Here is a 22,568-nt window from a genome sequence, read left to right on the forward strand (position 1 = left end):
GAGAGGGAGAGAAAGATCAATCCAGCTTCGCCTCCATGCCCCGCTTCACCGCCGGGCGGGCCATCAGGGCCTCGTACCAGCGCTTGACGTTGGGAAAGTCGGCCAGGTCAACCTTGTGGCGAGGGTGACGCCAGGCCCAGCCCAGGAGGGCAAAATCGGCGATCGAGAGCTCGCCGGCGACGAAATCGCGGGACTCCAGCCGGCGGTCGAGGACGCCGTAGAGCCGTCGCGTCTCGGCCATGTAGCGCTTGAGGCCGTAGGCGCGGTCCTGCTCGTTCTCGAGCGCGATGAAATGGTGCACCTGGCCCGGCATCGGCCCGAAACCGCCCATCTGCCACATCAACCATTCATAAACGGGAATGCGGCCCGAAAGCGATTTCGGCAGAAATTTGCCGGTCTTTTCGCCGAGATACAGCAGGATCGCACCCGACTCGAAGATGCTGACGGGCTTGCCGTCCGGGCCATCAGGATCGACGATCGCGGGGATCTTGTTGTTGGGTGAGAGCTTCAGGAACTCCGGCGCCATCTGTTCGCCCTTGCTGATATTCACCGGGATCACCTTGTAGGGCAGCCCCATCTCCTCCAGCGCGACCGAGATCTTGCGGCCGTTCGGCGTGTTCCAGGTGTGCAGCTCGATGGTCATTTGTCGCGTGTCCTTGCCCAGCCTTCTTGCAGGTTTTCTTGCCCGAGATATCCGGCATCCACCTACCCCAGAACGTTGCACCCCCACAACCGGCCGCCCGGGATGGCCGATCCCTGTTGACGGGGGAAGCCCCCTCTGGAATGTCGAGGCCGTCGCGGATAAATTCCGCCACCTCCAAAAATGCTCCCGAGGGCCCGCCGTGTCTAAATCAGCCTCCCGCGCCCGCCTGTTCGAGATCATCCGCCGGCGCTCCTTCGGCCGCGGCGAGGTGACGCTCGCGTCGGGCCGCAAGAGCGACTTCTACTTCAACCTCAAGCCGACCATGCTCGACCCGGAGGGTGCGACCCTGCTCGCCGAGCTGACCTATGAGGCGCTGAAGGACGACCAGCTCGATTTCATCGGCGGGCTCGAGATGGGCGCGGTGCCGCTGGCCGGCGCGCTGGCGCAGATCTCCTGGATCAAGGGCCATCCCATCGCGGCCTTCTTCGTGCGCAAGAAGCCGAAGGAGCATGGCGCGAAGCTCGCGATCGAGGGGCTGCCCAGGGGCGAGACGCTGGAGGGCAAGCGCGTCGTGATCGTCGAGGATGTCACCACCACCGGCGGCTCGGCGATGAAGGCCGTGGAAGCGGTGCGCGAGACCGGCGCGGAAGTGGTGCTGGTGCTGACCATGGTCGACCGCGAGGAAGGCGCCGACGACACCTTTGGCGCGGCCGGGCTGCCGTTCCGCTCGCTGTACAAGGCGTCGGAGTTCTTGAAGGCTTGAGCGGCTAGACTTTTTCCGCCGTCGTGCCCGGGCTTGACCGGGCATCCACGTCTTTGCCGCACCAGAGATCCTGGATGGCCGGGACAAGCCCGGCCATGACGAGGTCCACCCGTCCGGCGACGCCGCTCCTCCCCCCTCAACCGCTCATTTACCATCCCGCCTTATGGTGAATCATGTGCTGAGACCTGATGGTCCCGGCCGGTTGGGTAGCGCCGGGTGGAGTAAGCGTTTGCGTACAGTCATGTCCCATGCGCGCCGGTGGCGTCGCGCGATGCTCGTAGCCGCCACATTGGCAGCACCGCTGGTTGCGGCTCCGGCCCCGGTTTCGGCCGAAGGCCTGTTCGACTTCTTCTTCGGCGGAATGCAGCAGCAGCAGCGGCCGCAGCGTGAGGTGCCGCAGCAGCCGAGCTCCTACGCCGATCCATTCACCGGCCAGCAGAACGGCGCAAGTCCGCCATACGTGCCGCCGACACGTTCGGCTGCGGCCGGCGGCTCGGGACCGGCGTTCTGCGTGCGCAGCTGCGACGGCAAATATTTTCCGCTGATGCGCGGTCTCACCTCGCCCGCGCAGATGTGTCAGGCGTTCTGTCCTGCAAGCGCCACCAAGATCTATTTCGGCTCCTCGATCGACGGCGCGGCGTCGCAGACCGGCGAGCGCTATGCCGATAGCGAGAACGCGTTCGCCTATCGCAAGGCGCTGCGCGCCGACTGCACCTGCAACGGCCGCGAGCCGGTCGGCCTTGCTCCGGTCGATCTGGCGCTGGACTCGTCGCTAAAGCCCGGCGACGTGATCGCCACCAGCGACGGTCTCGTCGCCTATACCGGCATCCGCGTCGGCAACGACCAGGCCGCGGACTTCACCCCGGTCGCCTCCTATCCCGGTCTCACCGCGCAGGTCCGCGCACGGCTCGGCGAGATGAAGGTGGCGCCGGTGCGCGCCGACACGGTGGCGGCGGATGCCCCTGCCGCGGAGATCGTGCGCGAGACGCTCCCCGACGTGACGGTGCCGAAAACGCAAAAGCCGGCGAAGCGGGCTGGGCTGGACTAGCTCGGGCTCGTCTGTAGCCAAGCCGTCATTGCGAGCGACTTGTCCGCCGAAGCTCGAAGAGCGAAGGCGGAAGCGAAGCAATCCAGTCTGGCTCCGTGGAGGCACTCTGGATTGCTTCGTCGCAAGAGGCTCCTCGCAATGACGGAGGATGATGGGTCACCGTCCGATGATCACGCCGATCACGTTCGGCGCCGCCAGATATTTCTCCTCGATCGCCGCGCGCGCGGCGGCGCGGTTGTCTGCCGTGAGCAGGCCGCGCTTCTCGGCTAAAATCATCCAGCAAAAACCCCACCAGTCGGTGAGCATGCCTTGGTCGTCGACGAGATCATAACCCTGCTCGGCGGCGAAGATGCGCGCATGCGCTTCGTCAAGCGTGTCGAGGAACAGATGGTCCTGCGCCGAAAACAGATCGTCGCTGACGTCGTCGATGGTGTAGCCCCAGATCGACTGGCACACCGCGTTGAACTCGCGGTCGAACTGGTCGTCGTCGACCGCGTGGCGCCGCGCCGCCTGATGCAGCCGCGACAGCGAGCGCGCGAAATCGGCGATCCTGGTGAGGGCAAATTGATCGAAGGCAATGGTGGACATGTAGTCCTCGCGAAGTCTGGCAGACGCTAGATATGGTGTCGGCAACACGCCGAATCACAATGATATATCAAAGACTTGCTAAAGTGTTCTTAATTTGTTCTGACGGCAAACGTGTTTTGTTGAGAGCGTCGTTCTGGCGAAAGCCAGGACCCATTACCCCGGTCAGCGCTGCCCTTGCGAGCTGAGGCCATGAGCGCAAGCAGCTACTACGTCTACATCCTGGCGAGCCGCCATCACGGGACATTTATCTCGGCGTCACCAACGACATCCGCGCGCGGCTTGAATTGCACCGCTCGGGTCATGGCTCCAAGTTCGTGCACAAGTACAAGATCTTCCGCCTTGTGCACGTCGAAGCATTCTCGACTCCCCAGGAAGCTATCGCGCGCGAGAAGCAACTGAAGTTCTGGAAGCGGGACTGGAAGATCAAGCTGATCGAGGAAGAAAATCCCGGAATGATCGGTCAGGCCTCATCTGACAGGCGGGGTAATGGGTCCTGGCTTCCGCCAGGACGACACCTTCTTCGTTGCACCAGCCCCTGCTCAATTCGCCGCTGACATCAACTTATCCCCGCACGCGCTTGCGTAAAATTTGCCGCCGCATTGGCGCTTGATGGCGGCGCAGCGGGCGGCGGAGGATGCGTTTTGCGGAAGCGTGACGGCGCAGCTCAGGCCGTCGGCGCTGCGGCCGATCTTGCCGGCGGCGAAGGCGGCGCTGGACGCCGTGATGCAGACGACGAGGAAGGTGGCCGCGGCGATTTCGATCAGCCGTCGCATCACAGGTCTCATCAGAGCTTTCATGGGACGTCTCCTCCACACTGATGGCTGAATTGGCCGCCATTCTAGCACCAAATCCACGTTTCCCCGTATGCGTCCGGGTTCCCAAATCGGCCCGTTCCTTGCATAATTTTACGCCAACGCAGTGCACGGTCGCACCAGCAATGGTTCCGGTACAGAGGCAAGATGCGTAGGGTCAGTAGTGTTCTCGCGACCAGGAAGTGACGACTTTGCAAGATTCATCGTTCCAGCCTAATTTTCCCGCCCCCAACCAGCCCATCGACGAACTCGCGCTGGCTGAGATCAAGGGCGCTATCCTGGCGAAGCTGCGCCTTGCCATCGGCAAGGATGCGGGCATGGCGACCAAACACGATTGGTACCAGGCCGCGGCGCTGGCGCTGCGCGACCGCATCGTGCATCGCTGGCTCACGGCCGAGAAGCACAGCTACGATGCAGGGCGCAAGCGCGTCTATTATCTCTCGCTCGAATTCCTGATCGGCCGCCTCTTCAGCGACGCGCTGAACAATATGGGGCTGCTGAAGATCTTCGAAGTCGCGCTCGGCGATCTCGGCGTCTCCTTGCCTGAGCTGCGCAAATGCGAGCCGGATGCAGCGCTCGGCAATGGCGGTCTGGGCCGTCTTGCCGCCTGCTTCATGGAAAGCATGGCGACACTGTCGATCCCCGCGATCGGCTACGGCATCCGTTATGATTACGGCCTGTTTCGCCAGATCATCAATCAGGGCTGGCAGCAGGAATATCCGGACGAATGGCTCGGCTTCGGCAACCCTTGGGAATTGCAGCGGCCCGAGGTGATCTATGACATTCGCTTCGGCGGCGGTGTCGAGCATGTCGACGACAAGGGCCGCGATCGCGCGATCTGGCATCCGTCCGAGACCGTGCAGGCGATGGCCTATGACACGCCGATCGTCGGCTGGCGCGGCCAGCACGTCAATGCGCTGCGGCTGTGGTCGGCGCGCTCGCCCGATCCGTTGAAGCTCGACGCCTTCAACACCGGCGACTATGTCAGCGCCAGCGCCGAGCAGTCGCGCGCGGAAGCGATCTGTAAATTCCTGTATCCGAACGACGAGAGCCCGGCGGGCCGCGAGCTGCGCCTGCGCCAGGAATATTTCTTCGTCTCGGCCTCGCTGCAGGATCTGATCAAGCGGCATCTTGCCTCCGACGGCCAGCTCCGCAGCCTGTCGAGCAAGGTCGCGGTGCAGCTCAACGACACCCATCCGAGCCTGGCCGTCACCGAGCTGATGCGGATCCTGATCGACGACCACAATTTCCGCTGGGACGAGGCCTGGAAGATCACGGTCGCCACGCTGTCCTACACCAACCACACGCTGCTGCCCGAGGCGCTGGAGACCTGGCCGGTCGAGCTGTTCGAACGGCTGTTACCGCGGCATCTCGAGATCATCTACCGCATCAACGTGCAGCATCTCGCGCTCGCTGAGGCGCGCGCCCCCGGCGACATCGACTTCCGCGCCTCGGTCTCGCTGATCGATGAGCGGAGCGGCCGGCGCGTGCGCATGGGCCAGCTCGCCTTCGTCGGCTCGCACCGCATCAACGGCGTCTCGGCGATGCATTCGGACCTGATGCGCGAGACCGTGTTCCACGACCTCAACCATCTCTATCCTGGCCGCATCACCAACAAGACCAACGGCATCACCTTCCGCCGCTGGCTGATGCTGGCGAATCCGAAGCTGACCGATCTGTTGCGCGAGACTTGCGGCGATGCCGTGCTCGACGATCCGACGCAGCTCAGCCTGATCGAGGCCCGCGCCAGCGACGTCGAATTCCAGAAGAAGTTCCGTGCAGTCAAGCTTCACAACAAGACCGCGCTGGCGCGCCTGATCGGCGAGCGGCTCGGCATCAAGGTCGACCCGAACGCGCTGTTCGACGTGCAGATCAAGCGCATCCACGAATACAAGCGCCAGCTTCTCAATGTCATCGAGACGGTCGCGCTGTACCAGTCGATCAAGGACGACCCCAACGGCAACTGGGTGCCGCGGGTGAAGATCTTTGCGGGCAAGGCGGCGGCGAGCTACCGCTACGCCAAGCTGATCATCAAACTCATCAACGATGTTGCGGAAGTCGTCAACAACGATCCCGCCATCGGCGGCAAGCTCAAGGTCGTGTTCCTGCCCGACTACAATGTCAGCCTTGCCGAAGTGATCATTCCCGCTGCCGACCTCTCCGAGCAGATCTCGACAGCCGGCATGGAAGCCTCCGGCACCGGCAACATGAAACTGTCGCTGAACGGCGCCCTCACCATCGGCACGCTCGACGGCGCTAACATCGAGATCCGCGACCATGTCGGCGCGGAGAACATCGCGATCTTCGGCATGGAAGCCGGTGACGTGATGATCCGGCGCAAGCAGGGGCTGGACGCCTCGGACGTGATCCGCAATTCGCTCAAGCTCCAGCGCGCCATCAATGCCATCGGCACCGGCGAGTTCTCGCCCGGCGATCCCGGCCGCTTCGAATCCATCGCGCACGCGCTGCGTTATCTCGACCATTACATGGTCAGCGCCGACTTCGATTCCTATTACGATGCGCAACGTAGCGTCGATGCGCGCTGGCAGGTGGCGCCGGCCTGGACGCGTGCCTCGATCCTCAACGTCGCGCGCATGGCATGGTTCTCCTCCGACCGCACCATCCGCGAATATGCCGAGGAGATCTGGAACGTGCCGGTCAATCCGACCACACCGCTGCTGCCGACCCTGCGCGATGTCGCCGGCTAATTTTCCGCTGCGTGAAATCGGTTACCCACGAGGTAATTGCACAAGCCGGCGGCGGACGTGATATGACGTCCGTCATTGAACGCCGGATCAAGCAATGCACGCCAAGCTCCCGCACCCTTTCGACGACGCCACCCGCGTCACCGCCGGTGACTCGAGCTGGCAGGGACACACCAGCGACGATTACTGGGCCTTTGTCGGCCCGTTCGGCGGCGTCACGGCCGCGACCATTTTGCGCGCGCTGATCGAGCATCCGGAACGTGCCGGCGATCCGCTGGCGCTCACCGTGAATTACTGCGCGCCGATCGCCAAGGGGCCGTTCGATCTCGACGTGCGACTGGTGAAGGCCAACCGCTCCAGCCAGCACTGGAGCGTCGAACTGTCGCAAGGCGGCGGCGAGGTCGCAACCCTCGCCACCGCGGTGTTCGCCGAACGCCGGCCGTCCTGGGACCACAGGGTGGCGCAATATCCGGATGCAAAGCCGTTCGAAGAGACGATGCCGTTCCCAAAGATCGCGGCGTCCTGGGCCAACCAGTATGAATTCCGGTTCGTCGAGGGCGAGATGCGGATCGGCCCGTCCAAGCCCGAACTCGCCAGCACTTACTCAAAGCTCTGGATCAGTGATCGCGAGCCGCGCAAGCTGGACATGCCGTCGCTGATGTCGATGTCGGACGCCTTCTTCGGCCGCATCTTCCACGCGCGGCGCGAGCTGGTGCCGTTCGGCACGGTGTCGCTGACGACGTATTTCCACACTGACAGCGAAGAACTCGCGGCCGAGGACATCACCCGCGTGCTGGCGACCGCAGATTCAAAGATCATGCACAAGAGCTACGCCGACCAGAACGCCGAGCTGTGGTCGCCCCACGGAAGGCTGCTCGCGACGAGCACGCAGATCGCGTATTTCAAGGCGTAGCTGCTTCCGCAAGTTCGTCATTGCGAGCGCGGCGAAGCAATCCAGACTGTTTCCGCGGAGGGATTCTGGATTGCTTCGCTGCGCTCGCAATGACGGTAGAGAGACATCTCGAAAACCAAAAGGGCGGCCTCGCGGCCGCCCTTTCGAATTTCAAACGACGCAAGCTTACTCCGCCGCGAGCTTCACGTCCGGTGCTGCGGCGCGGACCTCGGCGTCGACTTGGGCTTCGAACTTGGCAAAGTTCTTCTGGAACATGCCGACCAGGGCGCGGGCGGTCTTGTCGAACTCGTCCTTGTCCTTCCAGGTGTTGACCGGGTTGAGGATCTCGCTCGGCACGCCCGGCAGCGCGGTCGGGACCGCGAAGCCGAAATATTTGTCGGTACGGAATTCGACGTTGCGAAGCGAGCCGTCGAGCGCGGCAGTCAGCAGGGCGCGCGTCACCTTGATCGGCATGCGCGAGCCGATGCCGTACTTGCCGCCGGTCCACCCCGTGTTGACCAGCCAGCAGTCGACATTGTGCTGGGCGATCAGGTCGCGCAGCATGTTGCCGTAGACGGAGGGGTCGAGCGGCAGGAAGGGCGAACCGAAGCAGGTCGAGAATTCCGGCTGCGGCTCATTGCCGAGACCGCGCTCGGTGCCGGCGACCTTCGCGGTGTAGCCCGACAGGAAGTGATACATTGCCTGCGCCGGCGAGAGCTTGGCGATTGGCGGCAGCACGCCGAAGGCGTCGGCGGCGAGCATCACCACGTTCTTCGGCTGCGGTGCGCGGCCGGTGCGCGAGGCGTTCGGGATGAACTCGAGCGGATAGGCCGAGCGCGTATTCTCGGTCTTGGAGCCGTCGTCGAAATCGACCACGCGGGTGTCTTCGTCCAACACGCAGTTCTCGAGCACCGCGCCGAAGCGGGTCGAGGCGGCATAGATCTCGGGCTCGGCTTCCTGCGACAGCTTGATGCACTTGGCGTAGCAGCCGCCTTCGAAGTTGAAGACGCCGTTCGGGCCCCAGCCGTGCTCGTCATCGCCGATCAGCGTGCGGTTCGGATCGGCTGACAGCGTGGTCTTGCCGGTGCCGGACAGGCCGAAGAAGATCGCCGCATCGCCCTTGGCGCCGACATTGGCCGAGCAATGCATCGGCATCACGCCGCGCTCGGGCAGATAGTAGTTCAGCGTGGTGAAGACCGACTTCTTCATCTCGCCGGCATAGTAAGACCCGCCGATCAGCACGATCTTGCGGGCGAAATCGATCGCGACGACATTCTCCGACTTGCAGCCATGGCGCTTCGGATCGGCGCGGAAGCTCGGCATGTCGATGATGGTGAGCTCGGGCACGAACGCCGAGAGCTCGATCGCCTCGGGACGGATCAGCAGCGTGCGGATGAACAGCGAGTGCCAGGCGAGCTCGGTGAAGACGCGGGTCTTGATGCGATAAGCCGGATCGGCGCCGCCATAGAGGTCCTGTGCGAACAGCGACTTGCCTTCGGCGTGCTTGAGGAAGTCCTGGTAGAGCGTCTCGAACTGCTCTGCGGTGATCGACTGGTTGCCGGCCCACCACATCTTCTTGTCGGTGGTGGCGTCACGCACCGTGAATTTGTCCTTGGGGCTGCGGCCGGTGAACTCGCCGGTGTCGGCGCAGAGCGCGCCATCGGCCGACAGCACCGCCTCGCCCGCGGAGAGCGCGTATTGATAGAGTTGCGGCGCACCGAGGTTCCAGTGAACCTGCTTGAGATTCTTTAAGCCGAATTTGTCGGCGCCGAAGGCACCGTTGCGCACGCCCGTCTCTTGCACGAAAAATCCTCCTAGAACCCACTCAGCGCGATCATGCTTGGCGCCGCCGCGGTCACCGTGATTACAGGCCGTTCGGCCTCGGTTGGAACGACCTAATACTGATGAACGCAGGCGTTGCCAAGCTGATCCCTTCGGATTTGGTTTATTCAAGGACCGCGCCAAACGTCGCGCATGTCAGCTCTGAGCAGTCGCATCAAAAAATCAACAATGATCGCGCAACCAAATGCGCGTTTCGGCGTTCCACAAGGTTATTGCGACGCACAATGCCCAAGACGGTCTCGATGAAAATTCCAAGGCCACCCTATCGTACCGCGCCTTCGCCGATGAGCGCGAAGGGCCCCCACATCGCAGGATGGGCGTTGCGCGGAGACGAGGTGTCGTCAACGTAGGTTAACATCGCGCGGCGCAAGGCTTCGGCACGCCCGATTTGTGGTTCGTTTTTGAGCAGCTCGAAAGTCATCGTGGTCAGGCGGGTGGCAGCTTCCGAATCCACGGCCCAATGCGAGACCAGGAGCGCGCGCGCACCGGCGTAGAAGAACGAGCGCGCCAGTCCCGACAGGGCCTCGGCGCCGGGCTTGTCGCCCGCGATGGTGTTGCAGGCCGACAGCACAACCCAATCCGCATTGAGCTTGAGCTGAGCGACTTCACTCGCGGTGAGTAGACCGTCGTCGAGTTCAGTGGGCTGATCGGGAATGGAGAGCGCGAGCGAGGGCTCACCCAGTCCCTTGATGTCGCCGGCAACGAGGCCGTGGGTGGCAAAGTAGATGATGCCGTATTGAGCAAGCGCTGCACGCTTGAGCGTCGTCTCGCTGGCGTCGCGGCCGAGATGAATGTCGGCCTCGGAAGCCCCGACATCCCTGGCCACCGCGTTCAACTCATCGGCGGTGTCGGGCAGTTGCGGCAGCGCCTGCGCAAGCCGCGCGCGATCGACGCCGGCACCGCGCCAGAAATCACTATAGGCGATGGTCGCGATGCTGCGCGCGGCGACCTTGCCGTTCGCGGCGCGCCGCTCGGCGGGCCCTTCCAGTGCAGGATTGAACACGGGATCGCCGAAGCCGGTCATCGGCTTCACGCTTTGATCCCGACGCGCGAAGGCCCGCAGCGATTTCAGACTGCCCACCGACGGCAGCACCGAGACGGCCTGGCGCCGCAGCAGCCAGGCGGCGCCGCGATAGCCTTCGAGCGTGTCCGGGATCGCAGCCTGCGGCTTCTCCGTGACGAGCAGATGAAACGGCAATGCGGTCAGCGCAGCCGACGGCACCACCAGCAGGCTGTGCTTGTCCTTTGTCAACGCCTCGACCGGACCGAGCAGCGCGACATGGAGCTCGTTGGCGAGCGCCAGATCGAACAATCCGGATTTGCTGGAGGCGTCGCGCGCTTTGCCGACGTCGAGTCCCTTGCGGAATGCCGTCACCTTCTGCGTCAGCGCATCCGCGCCGAGTGGGATGGCCTTCCAGTCGACGCCCTCGCGCGTGATCGCGATGACATAGCTCTGCTTGTCGACGACGGAATAGAGCACCATCGCCTCGTCGGCCGACAGCAGCAGCCGGATGTCCTTTGCCGTCAACGGCAGCGGATTGGAGAGTGACGCGTAGTCGGGAAACTCGACCGCGAGCGTCTTCTGCAAGCCCGCACGCTCGTTGGCAATCATTGCAATCCGCGCGCGGCTGCGCTGTTCGGTTGCGAGATCGCGCTGCGCGGATTGCTTCGACACTGCGGCAACGATCGCCTTGTCGAGTGCCTCTGACTCAGCCGCGAGATCCTGATCCCGGCGCACCAGCTCGGCGAGCCGGTCGCTGCCGGCGGCAAGCCGAACCGCGAGCTTGTTCACGGCGGATGCGGCGGAGGATTGCGTGCCGCGCTGGATCGCGGCGAGGGCCTCGTCGAGCGCCTTGTCGCCGGACAGCAGATCTTGTTGGCGCGCGGCGAACAGGACCGGCAAGACGATGCGCAACTGGGCGCGATCGCCCCGAAGAGTCCTTTCCGCGAACGGCAATGAGTCCGCGGCGCGCCCGGCCACGTAGAGGAAATAAGCCAGATTGCCGGTCGAGGTCATGACCTCGGGATGATCGGGCCCGAGTGCATTTTCGCGGATGACCAGCGCGCGACGATAGAGCGGCTCGGCGTCACCGTAGCGCTGCTGGTGCTCGTAGAGGCCGGCGAGATTGTTCAGCGAGCGGGCGACGTCGGGATGATCCGATCCCAGCACCTTCTCCCGGATCGCGAGCGAGCGCTTGATCGGCGCTTCCGCGTCCGCATCGCGATTGAGATCGCGATAGACCTGGCCGAGATTGTTCAGGACGGTGGCCACCGCCGGATGCTCGGAGCCGCCAGCCTTCTGGTAGATCGCGAGCGCCCGCTGAAACAGCGGCTCGGCTTCGGCATAGTGCTGCTGCTTCACATAGAGCGTGGCGAGATTATTGAGTGACTGGCCGACATCGGGATGCTCGCGCGACAATCCCTTCTCGCGAACGGCGAGCGCGCGCTTGAACAGCGGCTCAGCCTCGGCGTAGCGGCTCTGCCGCTGGTAGAGCGCGGCGAGGTTGCTCAGTTCGGCTCCGATCAACGGGGTTTCGAGACCGAGCGACTTTTCCATCAGCATGATGGCGCGCTTGTAGAGCGGCTCCGCCAGATCGTCGTGGCCCTGACCGGCATGAACCTGGCCGAGGTTGTTCAGCGCGGCGGCGAGTTCGCGACCTGTGTCGCTCTTCTCCAGGTTCGCGACCATACCTTGCGCCAAAGGCAGTGCTTCCGAATATCTGCCGGCGCTCATGAGGGTGTTGATCCGCGCGCTCTCCGCGGCGAGACCTTTCTGGGCGACGCTAGGCGTGACAAGCCATGCGGTGATCGCGAGCGTCAAACCTGCAACCAGCGTCCGTCTATTCCATTCTGCCATGACGCTCTCGCCGCCGCCTTCTGACCGGTAACGAACTTGGGTCGCGGCGATGGGCAGCAGCGTTCAATGTGTTGCGCTCTGGTTCATCCTGGTGCGCGCTTCGCCGGCGAGGCGAACCAGCATCTTGCGCAGCGCCGTGCCATCAGCCACCCGATCCGGAAAATCCAGCCGCAAGACGGTCTGGCCGTCCTGCATGTCGAGGCCCTCCGGGTCGCAGCCGGTGCAGCGCCAGTCGCCCGCGGCAGCACCGAGCAGTTTTGTTGCATAGAGGCCCATGGCCTCGCGGTGGTCGGCATTCATGTGCTCCACCGCGCCCTCCTCCGCCGTCAGCAAGTCCTCGGCCCCCGTGAGGTCGGTCAGGAATTGCTCCGGCTTGAGGTCGACGATCCGGCCGAAGCCGGCGACCAGATGGGTTCCCGTAGGCCGGATCCGAAAGAAAGAGAAATCTTTAAAGGAAACAAAGGCTCCCGCTGAGGGATGAGCATTGAGATACCGTCGCCGGAGCAGATCCTTGTCGGCATCGGCCGGCTCGGCATGGCCGGACAGCATGATCCGGGCACCTTCCAGCGGATCGCCCGCCGCCCGCTCGTCCAGCATCAAGGACACCCGGCTGTCGGCCAGGATGTTCCTGGTGTGCACGGCCAATCCTGAGATCAGCAGGATCGGAGAGCCATCCGGATGGCTCGCCAGATTGACCAGGGAACAATAAGGATCGCCGCTGCCGGCCATCAATGTCGCCAAGGCCCCCTGCCGTGAGCGCCGCAGCAGCGATTTGGCGAGCTTTCCGGAGTCGAAGTCGGGGGGCGGTTGCATCGGCTTTCTCGGGTCAGGTGGTTGCATGGAGGGCCTTTTTTCGGGTAAACCGGGGCCCGGTTATGGGTCGAGATGCGGCGAATCTGCCGTGTTTCGTGGAACTCGGTCACACTTCAGCCTAGCTTGCATTGCTCGGTGACAAGGTTCGAATGCCAACATCGGCACCCATGTATGCGGCGCATCAGTGGATTGCTCGCCGTTTTCAAGCCACGACCCAAACGGAAAGCAGAAAGCAGAGGCTCATGCCCACAATCGCTTTGGTCGACGACGACCGCAACATTCTCACATCCGTCTCGATCGCGCTGGAGGCCGAAGGCTATCGCATCATGACCTATACCGACGGCGCCTCAGCGCTCGACGGTTTCCGCACCACCCAGCCCGATCTTGCCATCCTCGACATCAAGATGCCGCGCATGGACGGCATGGAGACGTTGCGCCGGCTGCGGCAGAAATCCGACCTGCCGGTGATCTTCCTGACCTCGAAGGACGAAGAGATCGACGAGCTGTTCGGCCTCAAGATGGGCGCCGACGACTTCATCCGCAAACCGTTCTCGCAGCGCCTGCTGGTCGAGCGCGTCAAGGCGGTGCTGCGCCGTTCGGCGCCGAAGGACCCGACCGTCACGCCGAAGGAGAACGACGCCAAGGCGCTCGACCGCGGCCTGCTGCGCATGGATCCTGAACGGCACACCTGCACCTGGAAAAACGAGCCGGTGACGCTGACCGTCACCGAATTCCTGATCCTGCAGGCGCTCGCGACCCGGCCCGGCGTGGTGAAGAGCCGCAACGCGCTGATGGACGCCGCCTATGACGACCAGGTCTATGTCGACGACCGCACCATCGACAGCCACATCAAGCGGCTGCGCAAGAAGTTCAAGGTGGTCGACAACGAGTTCGAGATGATCGAGACGCTCTACGGCGTCGGCTACCGCTTCAAGGAAGCCTGAGGCGCACGCGCCTCCACGAAAGACCGAGAGCATCGCCGGTTCTGATTCCATCGGGACCGGGATGGCTCTAGGATGCGGGGACCTTCGCACGAGCTGTCCTAACGCGGGCGTGAGCATTGCTTGACCGAACGCAGCCTGACGAGAACCAGAACGCCGAGGACGTCACCGCCCACGGCGCTCCGGATCAATTGGCTGAGGACAAGCTGGCCGTGCGGGGCTGGCGTCCACTGAACTGGTTGAAGCGCGCCGGGCAGTTCTTCTTCGCGCTGTCCTTCTCGAGCCTGACCCGCCGCATCGTCTCGCTCAACCTCGCCGGCCTGGTCGCGCTGGTGGCGAGCATCCTCTATCTGTCGCAATTCCGCGCCGGCCTGATCGACGCGCGCGCGCAGAGCCTGCTGGTGCAGGCGGAGATCATCGCCGGCGCGATCGCGGCGTCCGCGACGGTGCAGACCAACGCCATCACCATCGACCCCGACCGGTTGCTCGACCTCAAGCCGGGCGAGACCTATGGCGGCTCGGACGAGTATTCCCCGCTGGATTTTCCGATCAATCCGGAGCGCGTGGCACCGGTGCTGCGCACGCTGATCTCGCCGACCAAGACGCGCGCCCGCATCTACGACCCGAACGGCAGCCTGCTGGTCGATAGCCGCAGCCTCGATACCGTGGTGCGCTTCCCCCTGCCGTCAGTGTCCGCCGAGAAGCCTGGCATGGTCGAACGCGGCATGGTCGCGGTCCGTACTTGGCTCAATCGCGGCGACCTGCCGCTCTATCGCGAGCTCGGCCCCGAGAACGGCAATGGCTATGCGGAGGTCGGCGACGCGCTCCAGGGCCAGAAGCGCTCGATGGTGCGGGTCAATGCGCGCGGCGAGGTGATCGTCTCTGTCGCGGTCCCCGTGCTGCGCTCGCGCGCCATCCATGGCGCGCTGATGCTGTCGACGCAGGGCGACGACATCGACCAGATGGTCACCGCCGAGCGCCTCGCCATCCTCAAAGTGGGCGGCGTCGCCGCCGCGGTCATGATCATGCTGTCGCTGCTGCTCGCCAGCACGATCGCAGGTCCGGTCCGCCGGCTCGCCGATAGCGCCGAGCTGATCCGCCGCCGGATCAGGACCCGCGTCGAAATTCCCGACTTCACCCGTCGTCGCGACGAGATCGGCCATCTCTCCGGTGCGCTGCGCGACATGACCAGTGCACTCTACAGCCGCATCGAAGCGATCGAGATGTTCGCCGCCGACGTCGCGCACGAATTGAAGAACCCGTTGACCTCGTTGCGCTCCGCGGTCGAGACGTTGCCGCTGGCGCGCAACGAGAACAGCCGCGCGCGCCTGCTCGAGGTGATCGAGCATGACGTCAAGCGGCTCGACCGGCTGATCTCGGACATCTCCGACGCCAGCCGTCTCGATGCAGAACTGCAGCGCCAGGATGCGATTCCGGTCGACCTGCGCCGCCTGCTGACGACGCTCGTCTCCGTCGCCAATGAAACCAAGCTCGGCCATGACGTCGCGGTCGAAATGCGTTTCGAGGGCCGCAGCCCGACCGACAATTTCGCCGTGACCGGCCACGATTCGCGGCTAGGACAAGTGGTCTCCAACCTGCTCTCGAACGCACAGTCCTTCTCCGAGCCCGGCAACAAGGTGCGCCTCACCTGCCGCCGCGTACGCGGAGAGATCGAGATCGTGGTCGACGACGACGGCCCCGGAATCCGCGACGACGCGCTGGAGCGCATCTTCGAGCGCTTCTACACCGACCGCCCTCATCAGGGCTTTGGCCAGAACTCCGGCCTTGGCCTGTCGATCTCCAAGCAGATCGTCGACGCACATGGCGGACGCATCTGGGCGGAGAACCGCCTCGGCCCGGCGGACGAGGACGGCGCGCCCAGTGTTGTCGGCGCGCGTTTCGTGGTGAGGCTGCCGGCGCTATGAGCGACGGTGGCCCCAGCGTTCACGCCTCGGCGGTCAAGGTTGGAGATCTGGCGGTGCTGATCCGCGGGCCCTCGGGCTCCGGCAAGTCGCGCCTTGCCTTCGATTTGATCATGGCAGGACGCAGCGGCGTGCTCGAAACGGCCGTTCTGGTCGGTGATGACCGTGTCCATCTGGCGACAGTCGGCCGCGAAATTGAGGTCCGCCCCGCCCCGGTTCTGGCCGGCCTGATCGAGATCCGGGGGCTGGGAATCCGCCGCTGCGACTTTGTGGAGCATGCGACCGTCGGCCTCGTGGTCGATCTGGACGCCGCGGATGCGGAGCGGCTGCCGCCGGCCCAATCCCTGAAAACAGCCATTTTAGGTGTCGAAATACCACGAATCCCAGTCGGCCGCGACTATTTGCCCCTTCCTCTGGTTGTCGCGGCCTTGACCACTACCAAGAGTTCATCTCCCGTTAACCCTTCAGGCGATTGTTTGAAGGGAAATGGTAACCATATGAACCCCACACTCGCGACCGAATAGACCGGCGCAGCTCCCCTTATCCATCCGTCTAGATTCAGGGAGATACGCAACATCCCCTCTTGCGCGGGGGCTCTGGATGGTCAAAGTGGCGCGTTCGTGCGGTGCACCAAAAGCGCCCGCGAGGAGTTTTCCGATGATTGGTCTAGTACTTGTGACCCACGGGCGCCTTGCCGACGAATTCAAGGCAGCGCTTGAACATGTCATGGGCCCACAAAAGCAAATCGAAGCGATCACGATCGGCGCCGAAGATGATTCCGATCTCTGTCGAAGCGACATTATCGAGGCGGTTAACCGCGTCGATTCCGGCGACGGCGTCGCGATCCTCACCGACATGTTCGGCGGCACGCCGTCCAATTTGGCAATATCCTGCATGAGCCGGCCGAAGGTCGAAGTGCTCGCGGGCATCAACCTTCCCATGCTGGTGAAGCTCGCCAAGGTGCGCGAGGAGCGTCCGCTCCCCGACGCGATCGCGATGGCCCAGGAAGCCGGCCGCAAATACGTCACCATCGCCAGCCGCGTCCTCGCCGGCAAATGAGCGACGAGGCGCCGCAAGCCGGGACGGGCGTGCCCGCGGGCGCGATCTCCAAGGACCTCCTGATCATCAACAAGCGCGGCCTGCACGCGCGGGCCTCCGCCAAGTTCGTTCAGGCCGTCGAGCGTTTCAGCGCGCAGGTCTGGGTGACGCGCGGCGGCGAAACCGTCGGCGGCACCTCGATCATGGGCCTGATGATGCTCGCCGCCGGTCCCGGCACCACCATCACGGTCGCCGCGTCCGGCGATGATGCCGAGGCCGCGCTCGCGGCGATCACCGAACTCGTTGAAAGCAAATTCAACGAGGAAGGGATTTAGGCGGATTCGCTTCGATCAATTCCCCGGCGGCGCGATGTAGATGTTCCAGCTCATCGACGGACCGGCTTTGCCGTGAGTGAAACGGCGCGTCGTCATTACGATGCGCTCGGCCTTCGGCGCAACTTCGGACACCCATTTTTCGAACGCCGGCAGGCGACCATCGGCCGGGTCGAACACGCCGATGAAGCCGTATCGCTTGACGTCATCGGGCGAAATCAATCCGGACCCCCAGGCCTCGAGCGGCGTGAACGCGGCCGGATGATCCGGGCTGTAGAACACCATCGGCTGGATCGATTCCATGGTGCCGGCGACGACCGCCCAGTGCGAGGCGAAGCGCGCGTGCCAGGCCTGCGTCAGCTCGCGCGCGAGATCCGAGCGCGCGCCGTAAGTCGCCGTATTGCCGGCATTGGCCGCCATCTCGCGGGCGGCGATCCAGGGCGAGGCAATGAGCGTGGCAACGCTGAGCACGAGCCAGATCGCGACAATGTTGAACAGCGCAGCGCTCTGCACCCGCAACGCCGGGATCGCGACCAGCGCCAAGGGCACCAGGAAGAACAGCGAGATGCCCCAATCGGTCTTCATGTAGATGCTGAAGGCCAGCGCGCCGAGCGCGGGGCCGACCGCGACGATGATCTGGATGAGCCAGACGTTGCGCGCCTGCGAAAGGTTCACGCTGGAATTCGCGCCGCGCGCCCAGTCCCGCGTGACGATGCGCAAGGGCGCACGCAGGAGCAGCCTGAACCAAGGTGGCACCAGCGCCATCGCCAGCGCGGCCAGCGCCACCGGCAATGCCAGCAGCGCGACATTATGCAGGGCATAGCCGGTCACGAGCTGATGCACCTGGCCGCTGTCCTCGAGGCTGTAGGTATCGCCGGCATAGGTCAGCGGCACGAAATGCGCGTCCGCCAGCCACACGATGTGCGGGATCATCGCCACCACCATCGTCGCGATCGCAACCCACGGTGCCGGCGACGACAGGAATCTCATTCGCTCCGGATGGATCAGCGCGGCAAGCCCGATGGCGCCGATCATGGTCAGCACCCAGTATTTGGTCATCAGCGCCAGCGCGCCGGCAAGGCCGAGCAACACTCCGGACTGCCAGCTCCGCTTCTCGAACGCATTGAGATAAGCGAGCACGAGGAGCGGCAAGGTGACGAGCTGGAGCAGGTCGGGATTGTACTTGAAACCCTTGAAATTGAAGATCGGGTAGAGCGCGACCATCACCACGACCAGGAACGCGCGCCGCGCATCCACGACGCGCAGCGCGATGAGCCAGCAGATCACCATACCGGTGCCGACGGTCGCCATCGCCAGCGCATAGGTCGCCCAGTCCGTCGGCGGGAACACTGTGAACCAGAGGCCGGCGACCCAGCCCGACAGCGGCGGGTGCTTGCCATAGCCCCAGAGGAATTTCTGCCCCCAGCCCCAGGCTTCCGCGACGTCCATGTGAACGTCCTGCGCTGCCTTGAGATTGATCAGGATGAAGGTCCAGAGCACCGCATGCAGGATGGCGAGCTGGATCACCAGCCAGAGGCGCGCCTCGGGGCGGGTCGCGCTGGCAACCAGCCAGGCGCGAAAGCGGGCATAGCTCACCCGGGTCTTCGCGCGCGCTCGGGCAGACGGGATCGAGGTCGTCGTCATGGGCCTGGACATCAGGCGTTGCGTAGCGCGTTTCGGGCCTTCGTGGAATCAGCTTGGCGTGAACAAAGGCCCTGAAAATACAGCAATATGGTTGCCGCACGGGGATGTGAGTGGTATCCCGCGCCCATGACGACCGTCCCCATTTCCAACATCCGCAATTTCTCCATCGTCGCCCATATCGACCATGGCAAATCGACGCTGGCCGACCGCCTGATCCAGATGACCGGCGGCCTCACCGACCGGGAAATGGCGGGCAAGGAGCAGGTGCTCGATTCCATGGACATCGAGCGCGAGCGCGGCATCACCATCAAGGCGCAGACGGTTCGCCTCGCCTACCGCGCCAAGGACGGCAAGGATTACATCTTCAACCTGATGGATACGCCCGGCCATGTCGACTTCGCCTACGAAGTTTCGCGGTCGCTGGCGGCCTGCGAGGGTTCCCTGCTGGTGGTCGACGCCAGCCAGGGCGTCGAGGCGCAGACGCTCGCCAACGTCTACCACGCGCTCGATGCGGGGCATGAGATCGTTCCGGTCCTGAACAAGGTCGATCTTCCCGCCGCAGAGCCGGAGAAGGTCAAGCAACAGATCGAGGACGTCATCGGCATCGACGCGTCCGAGTCCGTGATGATCTCGGCCAAGACCGGTCTCGGCGTGCCCGACGTGCTGGAAGCGATCGTCACCCGCCTGCCGCCGCCGAAGGGCGACCGCGAGGCGACGCTGAAGGCGTTGCTGGTCGACAGCTGGTACGACGTCTATCTCGGCGTGGTGGTGCTGATCCGCGTCGTCGACGGCGTCATGAAGAAGGGAAGCCGGGTCCGCATGATGGGCACGGGCGCGGCCTATGACATCGAGCGCGTCGGCTTCTTTACCCCGAAGATGACGCAGGTCGACGAGCTCGGCCCCGGCGAGATCGGCTTCATCACCGCCGCGATCAAGGAAGTGGCCGACACCCGTGTCGGCGATACCATCACCGACGACAAGAAGCCGGTCACCGAGATGCTGGCGGGCTTCAAGCCGGCCATTCCCGTGGTGTTCTGCGGCCTGTTCCCCGCCGACGCCGACGACTTCGAGACCTTGCGCGCGGCGATGGGCAAGCTACGCCTCAACGATGCCAGCTTCTCCTACGAGATGGAGACCTCGGCCGCACTCGGCTTCGGCTTCCGCTGCGGCTTCCTCGGGCTGTTGCACCTGGAGATCATCCAGGAGCGTCTGTCGCGCGAATTCGATCTCAACCTGATCGCGACCGCGCCGAGCGTGATCTACAAGATGAGCCTGACCGACGGACAGGAAATCTCGATTCACAATCCTGTGGACATGCCGGACGTGGTCAAGATCGCGGAGATCCAGGAGCCCTGGATCGAGGCCACGATCCTCACCCCTGACGAATATCTCGGCAGCGTGCTGAAGCTGTGCCAGGACCGCCGCGGCTCGCAGAAGGAGCTGACCTATGTCGGCTCCCGCGCCATGGTGAAATACGATCTGCCGCTCAACGAGGTCGTGTTCGACTTCTACGACCGCCTGAAGTCGGTCTCCAAGGGCTACGCCTCGTTCGACTATCATCTCACCGACTACAAGCCGGCCGATCTGGTCAAGATGCAGATCCTGGTCAACAACGAGCCGGTCGACGCACTCTCGATGCTGGTGCATCGCACCCGCGCCGAGGGGCGCGGCCGCGCCATGGTTGAGAAGATGAAGGATTTGATCCCGCCGCACATGTTCCAGATCCCGATCCAGGCGGCGATCGGCGGCAAGGTGATCGCGCGAGAGACGGTGCGCGCGCTGCGCAAGGACGTCACCGCAAAGTGCTACGGCGGCGACATCACGCGTAAGCGCAAACTTCTGGAGAAGCAGAAGGAAGGCAAGAAGAAGATGCGGCAGTTCGGCAAGGTCGACATCCCGCAGGAAGCCTTCATCGCCGCGTTGAAGGTGGACAGCTGAGGCGACGGCTTTAGGCCGCCGCGAGCGCGGCGAGACAGGTCCGGTCCGCGCTTTTCGGGACCGAAAACAAAAAAAGCGAAAACAACCCCATGCACAGTAGCGAGGGGCTTGTTCGGATTGAACTTTTGATTTTCAGAATTTCGTTTGACTCGTCGGGCAAAACAGGGGCATGATGGCATCATGCAGCACGTGGCAATGCCGTGCGCATGAGAGGCAGCATCGGCCTCCGGACGCTTTGGGAAGATGTGGGCTTCAGGCGAATTGCTTCTACGCCGGTGGAAGCATCACTCCCGTCAACTCGCCCAGCCTGTCCAGAAGCCGCTCCTGAAAATCGGGATCAACTGCTTCGTGCGCCGGCTCTTGCTGCCGGAGGTCATGCCAATAACGACCGCTGACCAGGGCGGCGGGATCATCGCTCGCCGCCAGCCAGGTCTGCGTCCGTTGTCCGGTGGCCACGCCGACCGGCGCGCCGGCACCGCCCATTTTGGTGCGCGCCCAGCCGGGATCGACGGCGTTGCTCAGCACCTGCGGCCAACGCCGCGCCAAGGCAAAGGCCAGTGCGACCATGTGCAGTTTGCTCTCCGCGTACGCCTTGGCCGGATCCCAGGTTCGCCTCGTCCAGTCGAGATCGCTCAACGATCCCTCTCCGCCGCGATGTAGTCCGCTGCTGAGATACACCAGCCGATCGGGGCGCTTCATCAGGGCGGTGAGCAAATAGGGCGCGAGCGTGTTGATTGCCAGGGTGGTGGCGTGGCCTTCGGGCGTCGGGCCGCGGCTGCGCTCGGTATAGACCCCGGCGTTGTGGATGACCGCGTCCATTCGTCCGATTGCGTTGACCTGATCTGCCACGTGTCTCGTCTGGGCGGCGCTCTTGAGATCGCCGATCACGACCCGTGCGGAATGCGATTCAAGCTCGGAGATTGCGGTCGCACGTTCCGCTGATCGTGCGTGCAGGACGACCTGGTGGCCCTGTTCGAGCAGAGACTGGGCAGCTGCGCGGCCTAGACCGTCCGTGCTGCCGGTGATGAAGACGATTGCCATTGCCGCTCCTGTTCGATCCCCGCTTCGGCGCCTGCGTCGAAACCTCAAGGAGAATGCAACATGTTCGACTGATCATGCCGTGGCGCAAGGAGCGCCGAACGAAGACATCACAACCGAACAATCTTCCGGGATGCGCATTAACATCCGATAAGTTGGGAATGACTGCATGTCGAATTTCGTCATGCTGCTGGTCGAGGACGACTCACTCCAGCGCGAAGTTCTGTCCGACCTTCTCAAGGACGAAGGGTTCGAAGTCGTCGAATGCGCCACTGCGGAAGCCGCGGAGCTTATCGTGGCGTCGACGGGCACGGAGCTACGGGCGCTCATCACCGATCACAACCTCGCAGGGAGAATGACCGGGCTTGAGCTCGCAGAATACGCTCGCAGTGCTCATCCGGGGCTCAACATCGTGCTGATGTCCGGGACGGTGATGGCGCCGCTGCCGCCCAACACGACCTTTTTGCGCAAGCCGTTTGCGCCCGCCCATTTGCTGGCGGCCGTGTAGAACCAGGATGCTCTCGAAGGTCATCCGCCCGAATTTTCTGCGCCGACGGCGTTCTCGCTCTCCGGCACCGTTAGCCGGACGGAATGACCCTGCCGCATGGCGAGCGATGCCGCGGCCACAGCCGCCTCGAAAGCGGCTTCCTTGGTCTGGTAAGTGTTCCGGATTTCGCCATCGTGGTCGACGTGCCAGGCACCGTCCCTGCCAACAATATCATAGGCTGCGAGGCCCATAGTCTATCCCTCCT

Annotated in this window: 20 protein-coding genes and 1 pseudogene; 12 read left to right on the forward strand and 9 right to left on the reverse strand. The window is 63.9% G+C overall.

Going from position 1 to position 22,568, the window contains the following annotated elements:
• Positions 1-16 precede the first annotated feature (16 nt).
• Entirely contained in the window at positions 17-643 is a 627-nt protein-coding gene (locus ACFQX9_RS32305) for a glutathione S-transferase family protein (protein WP_377791525.1), read from the reverse strand.
• A 199-nt stretch (positions 644-842) separates the two neighbouring features.
• On the opposite strand from ACFQX9_RS32305, the gene pyrE reads away from it, so the two are divergent.
• Together pyrE and ACFQX9_RS32315 are read left to right on the forward strand one after the other, a co-directional pair.
• Positions 843-1,406, forward strand: a complete 564-nt coding sequence (gene pyrE / locus ACFQX9_RS32310; protein WP_018460046.1) for an orotate phosphoribosyltransferase — start codon at positions 843-845, stop codon at positions 1,404-1,406.
• A gap of 271 nt (positions 1,407-1,677) precedes the next feature.
• Positions 1,678-2,454 (forward strand): DUF2865 domain-containing protein, encoded by a 777-nt coding sequence (locus tag ACFQX9_RS32315; RefSeq protein ID WP_083926594.1) that lies wholly within the window; start codon positions 1,678-1,680, stop codon positions 2,452-2,454.
• 156 nt (positions 2,455-2,610) lie between these two features.
• Here ACFQX9_RS32315 and ACFQX9_RS32320 read toward each other — a convergent pair whose 3' ends face one another.
• Positions 2,611-3,042 (reverse strand): hypothetical protein, encoded by a 432-nt coding sequence (locus ACFQX9_RS32320; protein WP_018460048.1) that lies wholly within the window; start codon positions 3,040-3,042, stop codon positions 2,611-2,613.
• Between the two features lie 189 nt (positions 3,043-3,231).
• On the opposite strand from ACFQX9_RS32320, the pseudogene ACFQX9_RS32325 reads away from it, so the two are divergent.
• Positions 3,232-3,491 (forward strand): annotated as a pseudogene (locus tag ACFQX9_RS32325) (GIY-YIG nuclease family protein); the annotation flags it as partial.
• Between the two features lie 90 nt (positions 3,492-3,581).
• Here ACFQX9_RS32325 and ACFQX9_RS32330 read toward each other — a convergent pair.
• Positions 3,582-3,815, reverse strand: coding sequence for a hypothetical protein (locus tag ACFQX9_RS32330; protein ID WP_231189520.1), 234 nt, complete (start codon positions 3,813-3,815; stop codon positions 3,582-3,584).
• Between the two features lie 230 nt (positions 3,816-4,045).
• On the opposite strand from ACFQX9_RS32330, the gene ACFQX9_RS32335 reads away from it, so the two are divergent.
• Complete coding sequence (locus tag ACFQX9_RS32335; RefSeq protein WP_377791526.1) at positions 4,046-6,562, forward strand: glycogen/starch/alpha-glucan phosphorylase; 2,517 nt, start codon at positions 4,046-4,048, stop codon at positions 6,560-6,562.
• Positions 6,563-6,656: 94 nt separating this feature from the next.
• Complete coding sequence (locus tag ACFQX9_RS32340) at positions 6,657-7,472, forward strand: acyl-CoA thioesterase II (protein WP_085352000.1); 816 nt, start codon at positions 6,657-6,659, stop codon at positions 7,470-7,472.
• Positions 7,473-7,637: 165 nt separating this feature from the next.
• On the opposite strand, the gene ACFQX9_RS32345 is transcribed toward ACFQX9_RS32340, so the two are convergent.
• The 3 genes from ACFQX9_RS32345 to ACFQX9_RS32355 all read right to left on the reverse strand — a co-directional run bounded on the left by ACFQX9_RS32345 (position 7,638) and on the right by ACFQX9_RS32355 (position 12,963).
• Positions 7,638-9,254: a phosphoenolpyruvate carboxykinase gene (locus ACFQX9_RS32345; RefSeq protein ID WP_377791527.1), complete on the reverse strand. Its 1,617-nt coding sequence runs from the start codon at positions 9,252-9,254 to the stop codon at positions 7,638-7,640.
• 301 nt (positions 9,255-9,555) lie between these two features.
• A complete protein-coding gene (locus tag ACFQX9_RS32350; RefSeq protein ID WP_377791528.1) occupies positions 9,556-12,150 on the reverse strand; it encodes a tetratricopeptide repeat protein in 2,595 nt (864 codons plus the stop codon).
• 63 nt (positions 12,151-12,213) lie between these two features.
• Entirely contained in the window at positions 12,214-12,963 is a 750-nt protein-coding gene (locus tag ACFQX9_RS32355) for a HugZ family protein (protein ID WP_377791529.1), read from the reverse strand.
• A 242-nt stretch (positions 12,964-13,205) separates the two neighbouring features.
• Here ACFQX9_RS32355 and ACFQX9_RS32360 point away from each other — a divergent pair, with 242 nt between their 5' ends.
• The 5 genes from ACFQX9_RS32360 to ACFQX9_RS32380 all read left to right on the forward strand — a co-directional run bounded on the left by ACFQX9_RS32360 (position 13,206) and on the right by ACFQX9_RS32380 (position 17,199).
• Complete coding sequence (locus tag ACFQX9_RS32360; RefSeq protein ID WP_007597749.1) at positions 13,206-13,907, forward strand: response regulator transcription factor; 702 nt, start codon at positions 13,206-13,208, stop codon at positions 13,905-13,907.
• 116 nt (positions 13,908-14,023) lie between these two features.
• Positions 14,024-15,829 (forward strand): sensor histidine kinase, encoded by a 1,806-nt coding sequence (locus ACFQX9_RS32365; RefSeq protein ID WP_018460056.1) that lies wholly within the window; start codon positions 14,024-14,026, stop codon positions 15,827-15,829.
• Positions 15,826-16,350, forward strand: coding sequence for an HPr kinase/phosphorylase (locus ACFQX9_RS32370; protein ID WP_018460057.1), 525 nt, complete (start codon positions 15,826-15,828; stop codon positions 16,348-16,350). The genes ACFQX9_RS32365 and ACFQX9_RS32370 overlap by 4 nt, the downstream gene beginning before the upstream one ends.
• Positions 16,351-16,483: 133 nt before the next feature.
• Entirely contained in the window at positions 16,484-16,885 is a 402-nt protein-coding gene (locus tag ACFQX9_RS32375) for a PTS sugar transporter subunit IIA (RefSeq protein WP_007597752.1), read from the forward strand.
• Entirely contained in the window at positions 16,882-17,199 is a 318-nt protein-coding gene (locus tag ACFQX9_RS32380) for an HPr family phosphocarrier protein (protein ID WP_018460059.1), read from the forward strand. The genes ACFQX9_RS32375 and ACFQX9_RS32380 overlap by 4 nt, the downstream gene beginning before the upstream one ends.
• A 15-nt stretch (positions 17,200-17,214) precedes the next feature.
• On the opposite strand, the gene ACFQX9_RS32385 is transcribed toward ACFQX9_RS32380, so the two are convergent.
• Positions 17,215-18,840 carry a glycosyltransferase family 39 protein gene (locus ACFQX9_RS32385; protein ID WP_026233935.1) on the reverse strand — a complete coding sequence of 542 codons (1,626 nt, stop codon included), beginning with the start codon at positions 18,838-18,840 and terminating at the stop codon, positions 17,215-17,217.
• 126 nt (positions 18,841-18,966) lie between these two features.
• On the opposite strand from ACFQX9_RS32385, the gene lepA reads away from it, so the two are divergent.
• Entirely contained in the window at positions 18,967-20,778 is a 1,812-nt protein-coding gene (gene lepA / locus ACFQX9_RS32390) for a translation elongation factor 4 (RefSeq protein ID WP_018460061.1), read from the forward strand.
• 267 nt (positions 20,779-21,045) lie between these two features.
• Here lepA and ACFQX9_RS32395 read toward each other — a convergent pair whose 3' ends face one another.
• A complete protein-coding gene (locus tag ACFQX9_RS32395; protein ID WP_085358556.1) occupies positions 21,046-21,819 on the reverse strand; it encodes an SDR family NAD(P)-dependent oxidoreductase in 774 nt (257 codons plus the stop codon).
• A 181-nt stretch (positions 21,820-22,000) separates the two neighbouring features.
• Here ACFQX9_RS32395 and ACFQX9_RS32400 point away from each other — a divergent pair, with 181 nt between their 5' ends.
• Complete coding sequence (locus tag ACFQX9_RS32400; RefSeq protein ID WP_245288562.1) at positions 22,001-22,324, forward strand: response regulator; 324 nt, start codon at positions 22,001-22,003, stop codon at positions 22,322-22,324.
• Positions 22,325-22,344: 20 nt separating this feature from the next.
• Here the strand turns inward: ACFQX9_RS32400 and ACFQX9_RS32405 are convergent, their stop codons facing one another.
• On the reverse strand, positions 22,345-22,554 hold the full coding sequence (locus ACFQX9_RS32405; RefSeq protein WP_027514367.1) for a hypothetical protein: 210 nt from the start codon (positions 22,552-22,554) through the stop codon (positions 22,345-22,347).
• Between the last annotated feature and the right edge of the window lie 14 nt (positions 22,555-22,568).

The organism is Bradyrhizobium sp. GCM10028915 (assembly GCF_042666195.1).
Taxonomy (GTDB): domain Bacteria; phylum Pseudomonadota; class Alphaproteobacteria; order Rhizobiales; family Xanthobacteraceae; genus Bradyrhizobium; species Bradyrhizobium canariense_D.

What these genes read in the sequence shown, in the direction of transcription:
- ACFQX9_RS32305 (WP_377791525.1), bottom strand. Translation starts at nt 643, where the DNA reads ATGACCATCGAGCTGCACACCTGGAACACGCCGAACGGCCGCAAGATC.
- ACFQX9_RS32315 (WP_083926594.1), top strand. Translation starts at nt 1,678, where the DNA reads ATGCTCGTAGCCGCCACATTGGCAGCACCGCTGGTTGCGGCTCCGGCC.
- ACFQX9_RS32320 (WP_018460048.1), bottom strand. Translation starts at nt 3,042, where the DNA reads ATGTCCACCATTGCCTTCGATCAATTTGCCCTCACCAGGATCGCCGAT.
- ACFQX9_RS32330 (WP_231189520.1), bottom strand. Translation starts at nt 3,815, where the DNA reads ATGCGACGGCTGATCGAAATCGCCGCGGCCACCTTCCTCGTCGTCTGC.
- ACFQX9_RS32340 (WP_085352000.1), top strand. Translation starts at nt 6,657, where the DNA reads ATGCACGCCAAGCTCCCGCACCCTTTCGACGACGCCACCCGCGTCACC.
- ACFQX9_RS32350 (WP_377791528.1), bottom strand. Translation starts at nt 12,150, where the DNA reads ATGGCAGAATGGAATAGACGGACGCTGGTTGCAGGTTTGACGCTCGCG.
- ACFQX9_RS32355 (WP_377791529.1), bottom strand. Translation starts at nt 12,963, where the DNA reads ATGCAACCGCCCCCCGACTTCGACTCCGGAAAGCTCGCCAAATCGCTG.
- ACFQX9_RS32360 (WP_007597749.1), top strand. Translation starts at nt 13,206, where the DNA reads ATGCCCACAATCGCTTTGGTCGACGACGACCGCAACATTCTCACATCC.
- ACFQX9_RS32370 (WP_018460057.1), top strand. Translation starts at nt 15,826, where the DNA reads ATGAGCGACGGTGGCCCCAGCGTTCACGCCTCGGCGGTCAAGGTTGGA.
- ACFQX9_RS32375 (WP_007597752.1), top strand. Translation starts at nt 16,484, where the DNA reads ATGATTGGTCTAGTACTTGTGACCCACGGGCGCCTTGCCGACGAATTC.
- ACFQX9_RS32380 (WP_018460059.1), top strand. Translation starts at nt 16,882, where the DNA reads ATGAGCGACGAGGCGCCGCAAGCCGGGACGGGCGTGCCCGCGGGCGCG.
- ACFQX9_RS32385 (WP_026233935.1), bottom strand. Translation starts at nt 18,840, where the DNA reads ATGACGACGACCTCGATCCCGTCTGCCCGAGCGCGCGCGAAGACCCGG.
- lepA (WP_018460061.1), top strand. Translation starts at nt 18,967, where the DNA reads ATGACGACCGTCCCCATTTCCAACATCCGCAATTTCTCCATCGTCGCC.
- ACFQX9_RS32395 (WP_085358556.1), bottom strand. Translation starts at nt 21,819, where the DNA reads ATGGCAATCGTCTTCATCACCGGCAGCACGGACGGTCTAGGCCGCGCA.
- ACFQX9_RS32400 (WP_245288562.1), top strand. Translation starts at nt 22,001, where the DNA reads ATGCTGCTGGTCGAGGACGACTCACTCCAGCGCGAAGTTCTGTCCGAC.
- ACFQX9_RS32405 (WP_027514367.1), bottom strand. Translation starts at nt 22,554, where the DNA reads ATGGGCCTCGCAGCCTATGATATTGTTGGCAGGGACGGTGCCTGGCAC.